Genomic DNA, 15,501 nt, shown 5'->3' with positions numbered 1-15,501 from the left:
GGTATATGTTAAAATGTAAAGCGTGTTGTATCGGATAAAGATATTTGTTTATATTGTAGGGAGATGTACTTATGGTAGACCAGAAGATGTATGAGCTAGGCACCAGGAAATCCACCATCAGGGATGTCTTTGAATACGGCCGCAAGCTGGCGGCGGCAGAGGGGGAGGACAAAGTCTTTGACTTCAGTCTGGGCAACCCCAATGTGCCCACGCCGGAATATATCAAAGAGGCGGCGGTGGATATCCTCCAGACCATGGAGCCCAGCGCCGTACATGGATATACTATAGCTCCCGGTGCACCTGCTGCCCGCAGGGCCATCGCCAAAAGCATCAATGAGCGTTTCGGCATGGAAATCAGCGAGCAGAATCTCTTCATGACCGCTGGTGCCGCCGCTGCCTGCACCATCTGCTTCAAGGCACTCTGTGAGGCAGAGGATGAGTTCCTGACCTTTGCTCCCTTCTTCCCGGAGTACCGCTGCTTCGTGGAGTCCGTGGGTGGCAGGCTGGTAGTGGTGCCTGCCAAGACGGAGGACTTCCAGATTGATTTTGAGGCCATGGAAAAATGCCTCACGCCCCACACCAAGGCCGTCATCGTGAACTCTCCCAACAACCCCAGCGGGGCGGTGTATTCCGAAGAAACCATCAAGAAGCTGGCTGAGGTGCTCAGGGGCAAGGAAAAAGAATACGGACATCCCATCTTCCTGATCGCTGACGAGCCGTACAGGGAGATTGCCTATGAGGGCTTCACGGTGCCTTATATCCCGAAGTTCTATGAAAATACTCTGGTCTGCTACTCCTACAGCAAGTCCTTCTCCCTGCCTGGTGAGCGCATAGGCTATATCATGGTGCCGGACACGGTGGCAGACTTCCAGCAGGTCTATGGTGCCATTGCAGGTGCGGCCCGCGTCCTGACCCATGTGAATGCGCCCTCCCTCTGGCAGCTGGTCATTGCCCGCTGTGCCGGACGTCCCTCTGATATCAGCACCTACCGCGAGAATGGGCAGATGCTCTACCAGGGCCTTATCGACGCAGGCTTTACCTGCGTCAAGCCCCAGGGGGCTTTCTACCTCTTCCCCAAGGCGCTGGAAGAGGACGATTACGCCTTCTGCGAAAGGGCCAGGAAGTACGGCCTGCTGCTGGTGCCGGGCACGGACTTCGGCTGCCCCGGCTACTTCCGCGCCGCCTACTGCATCAAGACCGACACCATCCGCCGCTCCTTGCCGCTCTTCAAGAAGCTGGCAGAGGAGTATAAAAAATAACGAGTAAGAACTTGTTCTTCCTTGTTGAAACACTGATTGGAAGATTTTGCCTACGGCAAAATTTGAACAATGGTGTTATGATAATATAACTGTTTTCTGTACCGCCCTTTACAAGAGGGCGGTTTCTTTATATCATATATAGAAATAGTTTTTGCGTTTCAATAATTTGGAGGTATGTGAGTTCCATGGGAAAGATAATCGTCATTGGCATTGCAGGCGGCACAGGCAGCGGGAAGACTACCATCACCAGGAAGCTGGTGGAGAATTTTGGTGACCAAGTGACGGTGATTTACCACGACAATTACTACCGGGCTCATCACGATATGCCTCCCGCCGAACGGGCCAGGCTGAACTTCGACCATCCGGACGCCTTTGATACGGAGCTCATGCTGGAGCATCTGACCGCCCTCAAGAATGGGGAGGCTGTCGAGTGTCCCGTCTATGACTATTCCATCAACGACCGCAGCGACAAGACCATCACCGTGAAGCCCTCCCGGGTCATCGTGGTGGAGGGCATCATGACCTTCCATGAAAAGTGCCTGCGGCAGCTTATGGACATCAAGCTCTTCGTGGATGCTGACGCCGATGTAAGGATCCTGCGCCGCATCATGCGCGACGTGCGGGAGCGGGGCCGTCAGCTGGACGGCATTATCCGGCAGTATCTTGAGACTGTGAAGCCCATGCACGAGGCTTTTGTGGAGCCTTCCAAGCGTTATGCTGACATCATCATCCCCGAGGGCGGGGAGAACAAGGTGGCCCTGGAAATGGTCATGAACCGGGTGCAGTTCCACCTGAATAAGGGGGCCAAGGCTTGAGGTTTGGCTGCTTCTGAAATTTTTTCAAAAAAAGTAAAAAAAGGTGTTGACAGCAGATAACCATCTGCGTATAATAATACATGTCGCTGAACGAAAGCGACAAGAAAGTTGGAACGGCCCCATAGTTTAGTTGGTTAGAACGCCGCCCTGTCACGGCGGAGGTCAGGAGTTCAAGTCTCCTTGGGGTCGCCACTATTGCGGAAATAGCTCAGTGGTAGAGCACCACCTTGCCAAGGTGGGGGTCGCGAGTTCGAGCCTCGTTTTCCGCTCCATACCGGCGACATAGCCAAGTGGTAAGGCCGAGGTCTGCAAAACCTTTATCCCCAGTTCGATTCTGGGTGTCGCCTCCAAGTGAGTGCAAAGCCTCCCGTAAGGGGGGCTTTTTTGTCGTACAAGAAACAATTTCCTTTTTTCAGGAGGAAATGGACATTTAATCTAGAATATGTGCGCCGAGAGGACAGATGTTGAACCTGCCTTTTCGGTGCATTTTTTTACGTGAGAGGTGGAGGAAGGAGTGTGCAGGGCAAAGATGGAGACAACAAAGGCAAAGCTAAGAGATGCTTATCGAAGACTGAAGAGAGATTGCGGCATCATGCGCCGGAGCACAGCAAGGAAGGAGGCTGGTGGGGGAGAACGGCAGCAGGGCTTCAGTATGCTGGCAGTGCTGATTGCCGTCCTTATTGTAGGTACCATGGCCACGGTGGCAGTTCCCCGCTTCAATGCGGCTCTGGCCACTGCCAACACGACCAAGATCAAGGCCGACCTGTCTGCCATAGATACTGCCATTGCCCTTTACAGCATTGACAAGGGCAAAGAGCCTGACACCATGGACAATCTCAAAGATTATCTTGAGGATTATCAAAATATAAAGCCTCCCACGGGAAAATGCAATGTCAAAGGAGCAGTGACGGATGTTCCCGGAACGGCGTACAGCATTTCCAAGGAGAAAAGTGAGAGGATGCAGGCGCATCTGGGGGAGAATACGGTTTATGATTTCGGCAACGGGAAGTGAAGGATGAAAGGCCTGAGGATAGGTTTTTATCAGCCCCTTGATGTGCGGTTGTTGAGGAGGCACTGCCCGGCAATTCTCCTTTTATCTTGTCTGTGTCTGCCCTGGCTGCTGTTTTTGCCAGAGGGGAAGATGAGAGCAGCAGGGAGTCTTTTTGCTGTGCTTTTGGTTCTGCTGGCTGTACTGGACAGCTGCTATGGCTTTTTGTATGACCGGCTTTTGCTGCCCTTGGGGGCAGCGGGTTTGGGATTGGAAGTTTTCGGGGTGCTGCCCCATGGCGTGACTGAGGCCTTGGCGGCAGCAGCGGCGGCAGGCGGGCTTTTCTGGGGGCTGCGCTGGCTGAGCCGGGGCGGCCTTGGCCTTGGGGATGTGAAGTTTGCAGCGGTGCTGGGGCTCTGGCTGGGACTTCGGGGCGTGGCGGTGGCAATGGCCCTGGCTGTGCTGATGGGAGGGTGCCTGGCGGTTTTCCTGCTTCTGCGGGGCTGGAAAAGCGGGGAGGCTTTGCCCTTTGGTCCCTTTCTTTCCCTGGGGGCTTATGCTGCCTACCTTTTTGGTGATATTATCTGGCAGTGCTATTGGGAAATGATATTATGATGAACAGAGCAGGGGAAAGAGGCATGGCAGCGCTGGAACTGCTGCTCCTGCTGGCAGTATTGGGGCTGGCAGCACGCTGGGCTATGCCCAATGCCTTGCGCATCTATAAGTACAGTGCGGTCAGGTACGAGGCGGAGCTGCTGCTCAGTGAGCTTCGCTATGAGCAGGTGCTGGCCCGTACAGCTGCGCAGAATCTGGCTGCGGACGGCAGCACGGCCATTGCCTCCACCCGCCCGTATATCCTCTTGACGGGGACGGGGTATCGTGTCTATCGGAGCAGGGATGAGGTCAAGCGCCACAGCTGCCTTGCCACTGTGCGGCTGAAGTTCAACGACAGCTGGGATGGCAGGGACCAGATGATTTTCTTCAATGCCAACGGCAATGTCTATCCCAATGTCACCATCAAGGTCTTTTCTTCCGGAGGCGAGGGGATTGGCTGCAAGCTGGTGCTGGATAACGCTGGCAGGTTCAGGCTGGAGAGGATTGATGCGGGTGGATAGGGAACGAGGGTTCTTCTTTCTGGAGGTGCTTGTTGCCGGGCTGGCCCTTTTGGTCATGGCGTCCTGTTTTGCCATCTATGCCAGGAGCATGGAGCTGCGGGTGGCAGATGGCTGCCGGGTGAGGGCTGTTTTCCTGGCCCGCACCCAGTTTGCTGCCACGCAGGCAGAGGCGGCTGCCAGAGGACTGGCCCCCGGAAGCTATCCCTGGCAGGGTCGGGCAGAGGATTTGCAGGAGGGCGGTATCGACTACGCTGTGGAGACAAATATAGGCAGTGAAGGTGGCATTGAGGGAAATCCCGCGGCGTACAGGGTTTCAGTGCAGGTCAAGTGGCAGGGCAGGGCCGCCAGAGGGCAGCTGGATTTGGAACGGGAAGTGGTGAGGCATGGGGCCGGAGAATAGGACAGGGGAGGCGGGGATAGCAGCTTTGGAGCTTTTGCTGGCCCTGCCGGTTTTGGCGCTTATTCTGGCGGGAGCTGCCCTGGGGGTGACTACGGCTGCGAAAAATTATCTGTTGCTGAGAGCACAGGAGGAAGTACAGCAGGAAGTGCAGCTGGCCTTTGTGAGAGTGGTGGATGACTGCTTGATGGCAACTTCCATCAGCAAGGGCAGTTATCCTGAGTCCATCAAAATATATTCCGGAAAAGATGTGGTCAGGCAGTATTTCGTGAACCGTGACAGCAAGGGCGTGCGCAAACTGGTGGAAAACAGGGCTGCGCTGCCCATGACAGGAAATCATGCCTGGGCCATGGTCAACATCAGCGCCTTCGGTTTCGAGGAGGTGGACAGCATCGGCAGGCCTGGGCTGTACAGGATCTGGCTGGAAGGGCAGAGCACGATGGCAGGCACTTCGCCGTACAGGCTCACCACAGAAGTTTATATCCCTCCTGAAAAAGGGGAGAAAGAGCATGGCAAATGAGGGAGAAAGAGGGGCGGCTGCACTGTTGGCTATTTGCGCCATGACGGCGGTGCTCTGGCTGGCTATGGGGCTGCATGCGGCAGTGGAGTACGGCACCAGGGGCAGTGAGGAGTTCATACAGGAATCAAGGCTGCGTCTGGCAGCAGAGGGCCGGGTGGAAATGCTGGCCAGTGAGATAGAGCGCTGCCCTGCTGCCGTGGACGGCCTGCCCAAGGGGAAGTGGCAGCCTTATGGAGGAGAGTACAGTGACCAGGGCATTCAGGTGACAGTGAGCCTCAGGCATATTGCCTGCACACAAGGAGAAGAAGGGGAAGATATTTTCCTCAAGGCCTGGGCAGAGCCCGGGGAAAAGGAGAAGTGGAGCAAGGGGAAACTTGTGTGCGGCTGGCTGCACAGAAAGGAGGAGAGCTGTGTTTGGCGGGGCTGGAGATCAGTGGAAGAATGAGTGGCAGGAGAAGGCCGGGCGAGCCTTGTCAGGGCTGAAAGACATGGTTTATGCCCGGGGCGGCACATATTTGGGTGTTTATGGCGGAGAGGAGGAGATCTCTTTCCTGGAATTGCGGCAGGAAGATGGTGCCTGGCGCATAGGAAGGCAGGCTGAGGAAAAATGGCAGAGGCCGGAGGATTTTTCAGAGCTGGCAGAGCTGCTGGCGGAGCGCACAGCCCAGCGGCTCACCAGGGAGGGCTGGCAGGATCTGCCCCTGGCTCTCTGCCTGCCTGAAAAGTGTTTCCTCTGTCACTTGTTTCCTATTTCGACGGCCATTCCCCTTCCTGAGCAGCGCACTGCTGCCTATTGGGAAATGGACAGGTTTTTGCAGGATTGCGGCCTGTCGCCGGAAATGGTGAAGTGCATATCGCTGCCTTTGCCTGACAGGACAGATATGGTAGAGGCGCTGGCCCTTGAGAGGGAAAAAATCAGCATGCTGGAGGATGCCTTTGGGAGAAGGGGCTGTCCCCTGGCCGGTCTTTACCCGGAGACGCCTGTTTTGCTTGAGTGCCAGTCCGGAAGCTGTGGCTGGCAGATAGGGGAGGCAGAGATAAGTCCGGCGGCTGAGGCCGGGGGCGCAGAGGAGCATGAACGCCGACCTCTTTTTGCCGCGGCTGCCCTGGCAGGACTGGGACGTCAGGGCTGGCCGGAGAATCTTTTGGAAGATAAGGGGGAGGTCAATGGCTGGAACTATGAGGGCATAGGCAGGGCAGCGGCAATTTTGACGGGAGTTTTACTGATCCTCTGTCTGAGCCTTGACCTGGGAGAGTTTTTTCTGACTTCCCGGGCAGCAGAGGAGGCAGGGAGGCAGCTGGCAGAGCTTGAGCCTGCCCGGCAGGCGATGGAAGCTGACAGGAAGATGATTGCGGCGGCAGAGGTGAAGGAAGCGTGCCTGGGGCGGCTTACGGAAAAGTCCCGCCCTTTGGACAGCCTGCTTATCCACCTGGGTACAGTCACCGTGGAAGGTGCCTGGCTGACAGAGGTGGATTGCACGGAGGAAAAGATTTTGCACCTCAGGGGGGAGGCTGTGGATTACAGTGCTCTGGGGGAGTTCCTGGAGGCTTTTGAACGGGATAGGGATTTTTTCTCTGCTGTGCCTGTGCTGGAAGAATCCCGGCAGAAGGAAGGCCTGGTGGAATTCCGACTGAAGATGGAGATGGGAATATGAGGGCGGAGGAAAGACTGAAACTGATTGTGGCGGCAGGGGCTCTGCTCCTGTGCGTTTTTTATTTTTTCGTGCATGCTCCCTTGCAGGAAAAATGTCGGGAAAATGAGGAGGCGGCGCTGCAGCTTCGGGAGGAAAAAGTGGCTGTGCAGAATTTCCAGAACGCCCATCTGGACCAGGCTGCCTATAAAGAGGAACTGGCAGAACGACTGGCGCGGGCAGATAAGGCACTGCCCGCCCACCTGAGCCAGGGTGAGTTCCTGAACAGGCTCCAGGCTGATGCCTTTGGCGCAGGGCTGAAGCTGGAGGAAGCCCTGCCCCGGGAGCGGCAGGCCGTGGAGGAGCACTGCGTGGCTTTGCCTGTGCAGCTCAAGGTGGCAGGTGATTACTTTGAGTTGCTGGACTTTTTGCAAAGACTCAGGAAGGAAGAGCGGTTTTATCAGCTGAAGCAGATCAAGGTTGATGCCAAAGAAGGGGCGGGCAGACTGGAGGCCGAATTGCTGCTGGTGATGTTTGCAGAAGAAATTTAAGGCTGTTTTAAGTTTACAAATTTGCAACTATAACTTTGTAAAATGCTTGATTTATATAAGCCTATATCGTACACTATAGACAACTGATTATTCGTAGTATAACGAGGTGTAGGTATGAGCGAACTGCGTTTCATGACGGCAGGGGAGTCACATGGCCCCTGCCTGACGGCTATTTTGGAAGGACTGCCTGCGGGGCTGAAGCTTTCGGAGGAGAATATCAACCGTGATCTGGCGCGGCGCCAGCAGGGCTATGGCCGGGGCGGCCGTATGAAGATCGAGACGGACAGGGTGGAGGTCACCAGCGGCGTCCGTTTTGGAGAGACTTTGGGCGGCCCCATTACCCTGCGGGTGGTGAATGCCGACCACGGCAACTGGGGAGGGCGCATGGCCCCCTTCGGCGCCCCCGAGGGCGAAAAGGTGACGGCAGCCCGTCCTGGCCATGCGGATCTCACCGGGGCGGCCAAGTATGCCCGTGAGGATGTGCGGGATATATTGGAGCGCTCCAGCGCCCGGGAGACCACCATGCGGGTGGCGGTGGGAGCTGTGTGCAAGGAGTTCCTGGGGGCTTTGGGCATGGAAATTGTGTCCCAGGTGACAAACATTGGCGGCGAGGCCGTGGATGAGGCCAAAGTCGACCGCAAGGCCCTGGGCAAGGACAATGGTTCTGAGCTCAACTGCTATGACAGTGAGGCCGAGGAGCGCATGAAAGCGAAGATTGACGAGGCCAAAAAGGAAGGGGACACTCTGGGTGGAACCTTTGAAATCATCGTGCGGGGGGTGCCTGTGGGGCTGGGCAGCCATATCCAGTGGGACAGGCGCCTGGATGCCCGTCTGGCGGCTGCCCTTATGTCCATACAGGCCATCAAGGGTGTGGAAATCGGGGCAGGCTTCAAGTGTGCTTATCTGCCCGGCAGTTTGATACATGATGAAGTCTTTTTGGACAGCGAGGGGCTGCCCTGCCGCAAGACCAACCGGGCCGGAGGCCTGGAAGGGGGCATGAGCAACGGGGAGGAAATCGTTCTCCGGGCTGCCATGAAGCCCATTCCCACCTTGATGCAGCCGCTTCAGTCTGTGGATATAGAGAGCCATCAGGCCGTCATGGCCTGCAAGGAGCGCAGCGACACCTGCGCCGTGTCCGCAGCTTCCGTGGTGGGAGAAGCCATGACCGCCTTTGTGCTGGCCCAGGCTGTCTGCGAGAAATTTGGTTCCGATGCCCTGGTAGATGTGCAGGCGGCCCTCTCCGCCTACAAGGAGCGCCTGAGGAAAGAGTGGGTGGCAGGATGAAGAACATTGTACTGGTAGGCTTCATGGGCACGGGCAAGACCAGCACCGGCAAGGTGCTGGCCCAGCGGCTGGGCAAGGCCTTCATCGACATGGACAGCCGCATTGAGGAGGAGCAGGGCACGACTATCCCTGAGATATTCGAGACCAAAGGCGAGGCGCATTTCCGCCAGCTGGAAAAAGAACTGGTGAAAAAGATTTCCCAGCGGGCCAATGCGGTGGTTTCCACCGGGGGCGGCACCATCAAGGACCCGGAAAATGTGGAGCTGCTGAAGCAAAGCGGCCTGATTGTCTGCCTCACTGCCTCCCCGGAGGTTATTTTGGAGCGCACCGAGCGCAAGGGAGAGCGCCCCGTGCTGGACGGCGCAGATGAGGGGGACAGGCTGGCGGCTGTCAAGAAACTGCTTTCAGAACGTGAGCAGTTCTATCGCCAGGCGGATTACTTCATAGATACGGGGGAACTCTCCCCTTTGCAGGCAGCAGAGCGCATTGTCCACACGCTGAAGACCAGGGGGGAACTGCATGGGTGAGATACAGAGGAAGGTTCGGGTGGAACTGGGCCCGGACAGCTACGACATAGTCATAGGCAGGAACCTCAGGCAGGAAGTGCAGGACTTTGTCAGGGGAGCGGGCTTTTCCAACAAGGCGCTGCTGCTTACCGACAGCAATGTAGGCCCTGTCTATGGGGAGAAAGTAGTCAGCTGGCTGGCTGAGGCGGGCCTTGTGGCCGCCCTGGTCACCGTGCCCGCAGGAGAAAGCTCCAAGTCCCTGTCGGTGGCGGAAACAGTTTATACGGAGTGCATCAAGGCGGGACTTGACCGCAAATCTCCCGTCTTTGCCCTGGGGGGCGGTGTGGTTGGTGACCTGGCTGGCTTTATCGCAGCTACCTATATGAGGGGAGTGCCCTTCGTGCAGCTGCCCACCAGCCTCCTGGCGCAAGTTGACTCCAGCGTGGGAGGCAAGGTGGCGGTGAATCATGCCCTGGGCAAGAACCTTATCGGCGCCTTTTACCAGCCCAAGGCCGTCTTTATGGATTTGGAGATGATGGAAACCCTGCCAGCAAGGGAGATTTCCACGGGACTGGGAGAGGTTGTCAAATACGGCCTTATCTATGATGCAGATTTCTTCGCGTATCTGGAAAGCCATATTGAGGAAATCCTCTCTTTGAAGCATGAGTGCCTGTCCCATATCATTGCCCGTTCCTGCGAAATCAAGGCGGCAGTGGTCAGCGAGGACGAGAAGGAAGCCGGCCTGCGCCGCATCCTGAACTTCGGCCACACCATTGGCCATGCCATAGAAAAGGAAACAGGCTATGCCCGCTACAATCACGGCGAAGCAGTGGCTGTGGGCATGGTGGGGGCCTTGAAACTTTCCATTGAATTGGGCCTGTTGGCAGAGGAAGTGCTGCCCAGGACTGAAAGGCTGCTAAGGGCGCTTAAGCTCCCCGTCAGGGCTGAGGGCTGTACCGTAGATGACATGTACGAGGACATCTTCCACGACAAGAAGACCGTGGGGGGAAGGGTGGCCTGGGTGCTCATTTCTGCAATCGGCCAGACCGTTTGCAGGAGCGATGTGCCGGAAAGTGCCGTCAGGGAGGCCATGGCATACTGTCTGGCTGATTAGGATTGTTTACAATTTTTTTCTGCTTCCAGATTTTTTTCCTTGAAAGGCCATTTCTTTTTTGCTATACTCATAGGGTATGTGGACGGTCCTCTGAGTGAGCCGAGAGTGGAGCTTGCCATGAACGTCTAGTGTTAGGAGGAAAAATAAATGAACATCATCGAAACTCTTGAGAAAGAACAGCTCCGTTCCGACATCCCTGCTTTCGGTCCTGGCGACACTCTGCGCGTGCATGCAAAGATCGTCGAGGGTAACCGCGAGCGTATCCAGGTGTTCGAGGGCGTAGTTATCGGCCGTCAGGGCACCGGCGTGCGTGAGACCTTCACCGTTCGTCGTATTTCCTACGGTATCGGTGTGGAGCGTATGTTCCCCGTTCATTCCCCGCGCATTGCTAAGATTGAGGTTGTTCGCCACGGTATCGTCCGTCGTGCGAAGCTCTATTATCTGCGCAACCTTACGGGTAAGGCTGCCCGTATCAAAGAGAAGCGCTAATCTGGCGCCGGATAGGGACTGCTCCTGTGGCAGTCCCTATTTGTGTTATTGGTGCTTTTTTAAGGAGGAAAATAAATGAGTTCTTTAGGGGAAGAAGTCAAGGATTGGCTGATATCCATTGTAGTGGCAGTAGTGCTGGCCTTCCTGATTCGCCAGTTCGTGGTGGAACTTTACATTGTGGACGGCCCCTCCATGCGGCCTACCCTGCAGTCTCAGCAGCGGCTGGTGGTGAACAAGTTCATCTACCGCTTCCGTGCGCCGGAGAAGGGTGAGATCCTGGTGTTCCAGTACCCCCGTGACCCCAGCCGTGACTTCATCAAGCGCGTCATTGGCGTACCTGGTGACACAGTGGAAATCAAGGACGGCAGGGTGCTGGTGAACGACCAGGTGCTCAGCGAGGATTATATCCTGGAGAAGACCCGCGGGGACTACCCCAAGTCCACTGTGCCTGAGGGCACGGTGTTCGTCATGGGTGACAACCGCAACAACTCCGAGGACAGCCGCTTTGCAGATGTGGGCTTCGTGCCCGGCGCCCTCATCAAGGGCAAGGCCGTGCTGGTGTTCTGGCCTGTAGCTGAGCTGAAGTCCCTGCCTTGACAAAGGGGAGGAATCTGCCATGAAATTCATTTCCTGGAACGTGAACGGCCTGCGGGCCTGCCTGAAGAAGGGCTTTATGGAATCCTTCCGGCAGCTGGACGCAGATATCTTTGCCCTGCAGGAAACCAAGATGCAGCCTGACCAGGCTATCTTAGAGCTGCCGGGCTACCGCCAGTATTGGAACAGCGCTGAGAAAAAGGGCTACTCCGGTACGGCGGTGTTTACCCGCCTTGAACCTCTTTCCGTTGCCTATGGCATAGGCATTGAGGAGCACGACCATGAGGGCAGGGTCATCACCCTTGAATTTGCGGATTACTACTTCGTGACAGTCTATACGCCCAATTCCAAGCGGGAGCTTGAGCGTCTGGATTACCGCATGGAGTGGGAAGACGCCTTCCGGGCCTATCTGCTGGCATTGGATGAGAAGAAGCCCGTCATCGTCTGCGGTGACCTGAATGTAGCCCACAAGGAAATCGACCTGAAGAATCCCAAGACCAACCACCGCAATGCAGGCTTCACCGATGAGGAGAGGGAGAAGTTCACAGCGCTCCTGGAGGCAGGCTTTACGGATACCTTCCGGGCCCTCTATCCCGAGAGGGAAGGCATTTACACCTGGTGGTCCTATCTGCGCAAGGCCCGTGAGACCAACGCCGGATGGCGCATAGATTACTTCGTCGTTTCGGAGCGTCTGAAGGATTCCATCAAGGACGCCACCATTCACAATGAGATTTTCGGCAGCGACCACTGCCCCGTGGGGCTGGAGCTGGACATTTAATTTGGAGGTTAGATTTTGTCAGCATTGCAAGAAGAACTTGACCGCGAGATAGGCAAGCGCCGTACCTTTGCCATCATCTCCCACCCTGATGCCGGTAAGACCACCCTGACGGAGAAGCTGCTGCTCTACGGCGGCGCCATCCATCTGGCAGGCTCCATCAAGAGCCGCAAGACCCAGCGCCATGCGGTGTCCGACTGGATGGAGATTGAGAAGCAGCGCGGTATTTCCGTTACCAGCTCTGTGCTGCAGTTCGACTATCAGGGCTGCCGCATCAATATCCTCGATACCCCGGGCCATCAGGACTTCAGTGAGGATACCTACCGTACTTTGATGGCAGTGGACAGCGCCGTCATGGTGCTGGATATTGCCAAGGGCGTCGAGGCCCAGACCAAGAAGCTCTTCAAGGTCTGCAAGCAGCGCGGCATTCCCATCTTCACCTTCGTGAACAAGCTGGACCGCTTCGGCAAGGCGCCCCTGGATATCATGGACGAACTGGAGAATGTGCTGGGCATCCGTTCCTATCCCATGGATTGGCCCATCGGCGTGGACGGCCAGTATATGGGTGTCTATGACAGGCAGAAGAAGCAGATTGAGCTTTTCGCCGAGGACAGCTCCCACGGTCAGGAGGAGCGCTTCTCTGAGACCTTCGCTCCTGATGACCCCAAGGTGCGTGAGCGCATTGGTGAGGAAGCCTGGCAGGCCCTGCAGGACGACCTTGAACTCCTGAATGAGGCAGGGGAGGACTTTGACCTGGAGCGCATTGCGGCAGGGGAGCTGACCCCCATGTTCTTCGGCTCCGCCATGACCAACTTCGGCGTGCAGAACTTCCTGGAGGAGTATATCCGCCTGGCACCCACGCCTGCACCACGCAATTCTTCTGACGGCGAGATTTGCCCGGATGATGAGAAGTTCTCCGCCTTTGTCTTCAAGATCCAGGCCAATATGAACCCGGCTCACCGTGACCGCCTGGCTTTCATCCGCATTTGCTCCGGCAAGTTCGAGCGCAATATGAATGTCTGGCATGAGCGCAGCGGCAAGATGCTGAAGCTGGCCCAGCCCCAGCAGTTCCTGGCTCAGGACCGCCAGATCATCGACACGGCTTACCCCGGCGACATCGTGGGCCTCTTTGACCCTGGCGTCTTCGGCATTGGCGACACCATCTGCGATGAGGGACACAAGTTCAAGTTTGCGGACTTCCCCGTGTTCCCACCCGAGAAGTTTGCCCGTGTGTCTGCCAAGGATACCATGAAGCGCAAGCAGTTCGTGAAGGGCATCGAGCAGCTGACCCAGGAAGGTGCCATCCAGCTCTTCCAGCAGGCCGGCGCAGGCACTGAGTCCTATATCGTAGGCACAGTAGGCACCCTGCAGTTCGAGGTGCTGGAGTACCGCCTGAAGAACGAGTACAACGTAGACATCGTCATGAATATGCAGCCCTACGAAGTGGCCCGCTGGCTCACCTTTGAGGACGAAAGGGAAGTCACCCCCGAAAGCCTCAAGGGCGCCGACCGCGGCATGTTCGTCTATGACAGGCATAATAATCCTGTGCTGCTGGTGAACAACGAGTGGGCCCTGGGCTGGATTCGGGACAACAACCCCCAGCTGGAACTCCACCCCGCACCTGTGGGCAGGAAGCAGATTCTCTGAGCAGGAACAAATATTGGACAAACAAGTCTGAAAATGATAGAATGATAGCAGGAGAGCGTTAGATACGCTTTGAAGCCCCCGGGTTTGTGTATTGCCCGGGGGCTTTTTTAGTAAACGCGATAAAAGATGTTGACCTCCACCGCTTGCGGGGGAGGGGGACCACCGAAGGTGGTGGAAGGGGGAATGCGGGGACGAACTATGCTCTTCGAAGTCGCTTCACCTCTTCGCCCCTTCCACCGGCTACGCCGGTCCCCCTTCCACGTTTCACGGGGCAGGTAAGACCTAAAATATTATTGCGCTTACTATAGTCATTTGTCTATCGACAAATACCCATATTTGAGTTATAATCATCCTAACGGTTTACTGCCGTGGCGTTATTTCTTTAGAGGAAAATTAAATGCTGGATGCGTTGGGTAAGGAGTGTTTGGCGTGAAGCTGGATAGCCTGAAGATCGTTCTGGCCTGTTTGGCGGTATTTCTCTTCAGCTGATTCGTGGATGGATCTTTTGAAGGCAAAGAAGCAGGGCTGCGTTGGTGCGGCTTTGCTTCTTTTCTTTTTTAGGAAGCATTTGCTTATAGATGGGGGAGCCGGCAGGAATCTGCTGTGTTCGGGGAGAATATAAAAAAGGATGTACAGCAGAGAGGGGAGTTGTATATATGGCAGCAGAAGAAACCTTGATCATAAAACCAAAAGTCAAAATAAAAGTTTTCGGCGTAGGCGGCGGTGGCAACAGCGTCCTCATGCGCATGGGACAGCACAACGACCTGGATATTGAGCTGATAGCTGTGAACACGGATGCCAAGCAGCTTTCCCTGGTCTCACAGGAGGGAGTGAAGCCTGTGCAGATAGGCGAGGCTCTCACCCGGGGGCGGGGAACCGGCGGCAGTGTGGAGCTGGGAGAGCAGGCGGCGAAGGAAGCGGAAAACCGTCTGCGGGAGGCCATGAGCGGAGCTGACCTCATCTTCATCACCGCAGGCATGGGCGGCGGTACCGGCACTGGGGCTGCTCCTGTAGTGGCGCGGCTGGCCAACGAATTGGGGATCCTTTCCGTAGGTGTGGTGACGGTGCCTTTCAGCTTTGAGGGCAGCCGCAAGAAAAAGCTGGCCATGGAAGGCGTAGTCAAGATGCAGTCCCAGATGGATGCCCTGATTGCCGTGGAAAATGACAATCTCATGAAGCTGCCGGAAAACCGGCGTATGTCCATGGTGCAGGCCTTTGTCTGCGCGGACAACATCCTGAAGCAGGCTATCAACTGCGTGGCAGAGCTGATTCTCACCACCGGTGTCATCAACGTGGATTTTGCAGATGTCACCACCATTTTCCGTCAGAATCCCAGCAGTGATGCCCTCCTGGGGATTGGCAGCAGTCCCCGCAGTGCGGTGGAGGCAGTGAAGCAGGCCGTGGAAAGCCCCCTTATCAACAAGAGCCTCAAGGGCGCCCGGGGGGTTATCATCAATCTTACGGGCGACAACAGTCTCAGCCTTTACGATGTGGACGATGCTACCCGCTACATTTACGAGCATACGGATCCTGATGTCAATATCATTCTGGGAACGGTTATAGATGAGGCAATGGATGGCACTGTCCAAGCTACTATCATCGCTACAGATTTTGCAGACAGCATGCCTTTGAAGGCTCCTACGGTGAAGGTGCCGGAAAGCAAGGTCCAGGCACCGCCCAAGGAGGCAGCCTTCTCTTTGGAGACGCCTTCCTTTATGGTCAAGCCTCCAGCAGCACCGGAGTTCAAGAGCCAGGGGGCTTTTGCCATCCCGGCATTCAAGCTGGCTCCTGATGATTTGGAAAAAAAGTGATGAAG

At 56.2% G+C, this 15,501-nt stretch carries 18 protein-coding genes and 3 tRNA genes; all 21 read left to right on the top strand.

What is annotated here, in order from left to right:
- Positions 1-71 precede the first annotated feature (71 nt).
- The 21 genes from P159_RS0113850 to ftsZ all read left to right on the top strand — a co-directional run bounded on the left by P159_RS0113850 (position 72) and on the right by ftsZ (position 15,496).
- Positions 72-1,259 carry a pyridoxal phosphate-dependent aminotransferase gene (locus P159_RS0113850; protein WP_029544935.1) on the top strand — a complete coding sequence of 396 codons (1,188 nt, stop codon included), beginning with the start codon at positions 72-74 and terminating at the stop codon, positions 1,257-1,259.
- 185 nt (positions 1,260-1,444) lie between these two features.
- Positions 1,445-2,074: a uridine kinase gene (gene udk / locus P159_RS0113845; RefSeq protein ID WP_029544934.1), complete on the top strand. Its 630-nt coding sequence runs from the start codon at positions 1,445-1,447 to the stop codon at positions 2,072-2,074.
- 115 nt (positions 2,075-2,189) lie between these two features.
- Positions 2,190-2,266: transfer RNA gene (locus tag P159_RS0113840), tRNA-Asp, on the top strand.
- Positions 2,267-2,271: 5 nt separating this feature from the next.
- Positions 2,272-2,346, top strand: a tRNA-Gly gene (locus P159_RS0113835).
- 4 nt (positions 2,347-2,350) lie between these two features.
- Positions 2,351-2,424, top strand: a tRNA-Cys gene (locus tag P159_RS0113830).
- Positions 2,425-2,603: 179 nt separating this feature from the next.
- The gene (locus P159_RS19575) at positions 2,604-3,086 is read left to right on the top strand and encodes a type II secretion system protein (protein WP_139283607.1); all 483 of its coding nucleotides are present in this window, start codon (positions 2,604-2,606) and stop codon (positions 3,084-3,086) included.
- Between the two features lie 156 nt (positions 3,087-3,242).
- Positions 3,243-3,677: an A24 family peptidase gene (locus tag P159_RS18785; RefSeq protein WP_185753748.1), complete on the top strand. Its 435-nt coding sequence runs from the start codon at positions 3,243-3,245 to the stop codon at positions 3,675-3,677.
- Positions 3,674-4,177 (top strand): hypothetical protein, encoded by a 504-nt coding sequence (locus P159_RS0113815; protein WP_029544929.1) that lies wholly within the window; start codon positions 3,674-3,676, stop codon positions 4,175-4,177. Before P159_RS18785 ends, P159_RS0113815 begins: the two co-directional genes overlap by 4 nt.
- Positions 4,164-4,577, top strand: coding sequence for a hypothetical protein (locus P159_RS0113810; protein ID WP_029544927.1), 414 nt, complete (start codon positions 4,164-4,166; stop codon positions 4,575-4,577). Before P159_RS0113815 ends, P159_RS0113810 begins: the two co-directional genes overlap by 14 nt.
- Complete coding sequence (locus P159_RS18780; protein ID WP_037377060.1) at positions 4,561-5,094, top strand: hypothetical protein; 534 nt, start codon at positions 4,561-4,563, stop codon at positions 5,092-5,094. The genes P159_RS0113810 and P159_RS18780 overlap by 17 nt, the downstream gene beginning before the upstream one ends.
- Positions 5,084-5,539 (top strand): hypothetical protein, encoded by a 456-nt coding sequence (locus tag P159_RS0113800; RefSeq protein WP_029544925.1) that lies wholly within the window; start codon positions 5,084-5,086, stop codon positions 5,537-5,539. The genes P159_RS18780 and P159_RS0113800 overlap by 11 nt, the downstream gene beginning before the upstream one ends.
- Positions 5,505-6,749 (top strand): PilN domain-containing protein, encoded by a 1,245-nt coding sequence (locus tag P159_RS0113795; protein ID WP_029544923.1) that lies wholly within the window; start codon positions 5,505-5,507, stop codon positions 6,747-6,749. The genes P159_RS0113800 and P159_RS0113795 overlap by 35 nt, the downstream gene beginning before the upstream one ends.
- Positions 6,746-7,276 (top strand): type 4a pilus biogenesis protein PilO, encoded by a 531-nt coding sequence (gene pilO / locus P159_RS0113790; RefSeq protein ID WP_051650376.1) that lies wholly within the window; start codon positions 6,746-6,748, stop codon positions 7,274-7,276. The genes P159_RS0113795 and pilO overlap by 4 nt, the downstream gene beginning before the upstream one ends.
- Before the next feature lie 114 nt (positions 7,277-7,390).
- Entirely contained in the window at positions 7,391-8,560 is a 1,170-nt protein-coding gene (aroC, locus tag P159_RS0113785; protein WP_029544919.1) for a chorismate synthase, read from the top strand.
- On the top strand, positions 8,557-9,087 hold the full coding sequence (locus P159_RS0113780) for a shikimate kinase (RefSeq protein ID WP_029544917.1): 531 nt from the start codon (positions 8,557-8,559) through the stop codon (positions 9,085-9,087). Before aroC ends, P159_RS0113780 begins: the two co-directional genes overlap by 4 nt.
- Positions 9,080-10,180, top strand: coding sequence for a 3-dehydroquinate synthase (gene aroB, locus P159_RS0113775; protein ID WP_029544915.1), 1,101 nt, complete (start codon positions 9,080-9,082; stop codon positions 10,178-10,180). Before P159_RS0113780 ends, aroB begins: the two co-directional genes overlap by 8 nt.
- Before the next feature lie 147 nt (positions 10,181-10,327).
- Positions 10,328-10,669 carry a 50S ribosomal protein L19 gene (rplS, locus tag P159_RS0113770; protein ID WP_029544913.1) on the top strand — a complete coding sequence of 114 codons (342 nt, stop codon included), beginning with the start codon at positions 10,328-10,330 and terminating at the stop codon, positions 10,667-10,669.
- A 75-nt stretch (positions 10,670-10,744) separates the two neighbouring features.
- A complete protein-coding gene (lepB, locus tag P159_RS0113765; RefSeq protein ID WP_029544911.1) occupies positions 10,745-11,266 on the top strand; it encodes a signal peptidase I in 522 nt (173 codons plus the stop codon).
- A gap of 19 nt (positions 11,267-11,285) precedes the next feature.
- The gene (locus P159_RS0113760; RefSeq protein WP_029544909.1) at positions 11,286-12,041 is read left to right on the top strand and encodes an exodeoxyribonuclease III; all 756 of its coding nucleotides are present in this window, start codon (positions 11,286-11,288) and stop codon (positions 12,039-12,041) included.
- Positions 12,042-12,056: 15 nt separating this feature from the next.
- Positions 12,057-13,685 carry a peptide chain release factor 3 gene (locus tag P159_RS0113755; protein ID WP_029544908.1) on the top strand — a complete coding sequence of 543 codons (1,629 nt, stop codon included), beginning with the start codon at positions 12,057-12,059 and terminating at the stop codon, positions 13,683-13,685.
- Positions 13,686-14,341: 656 nt separating this feature from the next.
- Positions 14,342-15,496: a cell division protein FtsZ gene (gene ftsZ, locus P159_RS0113750; RefSeq protein ID WP_029544907.1), complete on the top strand. Its 1,155-nt coding sequence runs from the start codon at positions 14,342-14,344 to the stop codon at positions 15,494-15,496.
- The last annotated feature ends 5 nt before the right edge of the window (positions 15,497-15,501 follow it).

This window comes from Selenomonas sp. AB3002 (assembly GCF_000702545.1).
Lineage (GTDB): Bacteria > Bacillota > Negativicutes > Selenomonadales > Selenomonadaceae > Selenomonas_B > Selenomonas_B ruminantium_A.
The sequence above is the reverse complement of the archived record's forward strand: the minus strand, read 5'-3'. Positions and strand labels throughout refer to the sequence as shown.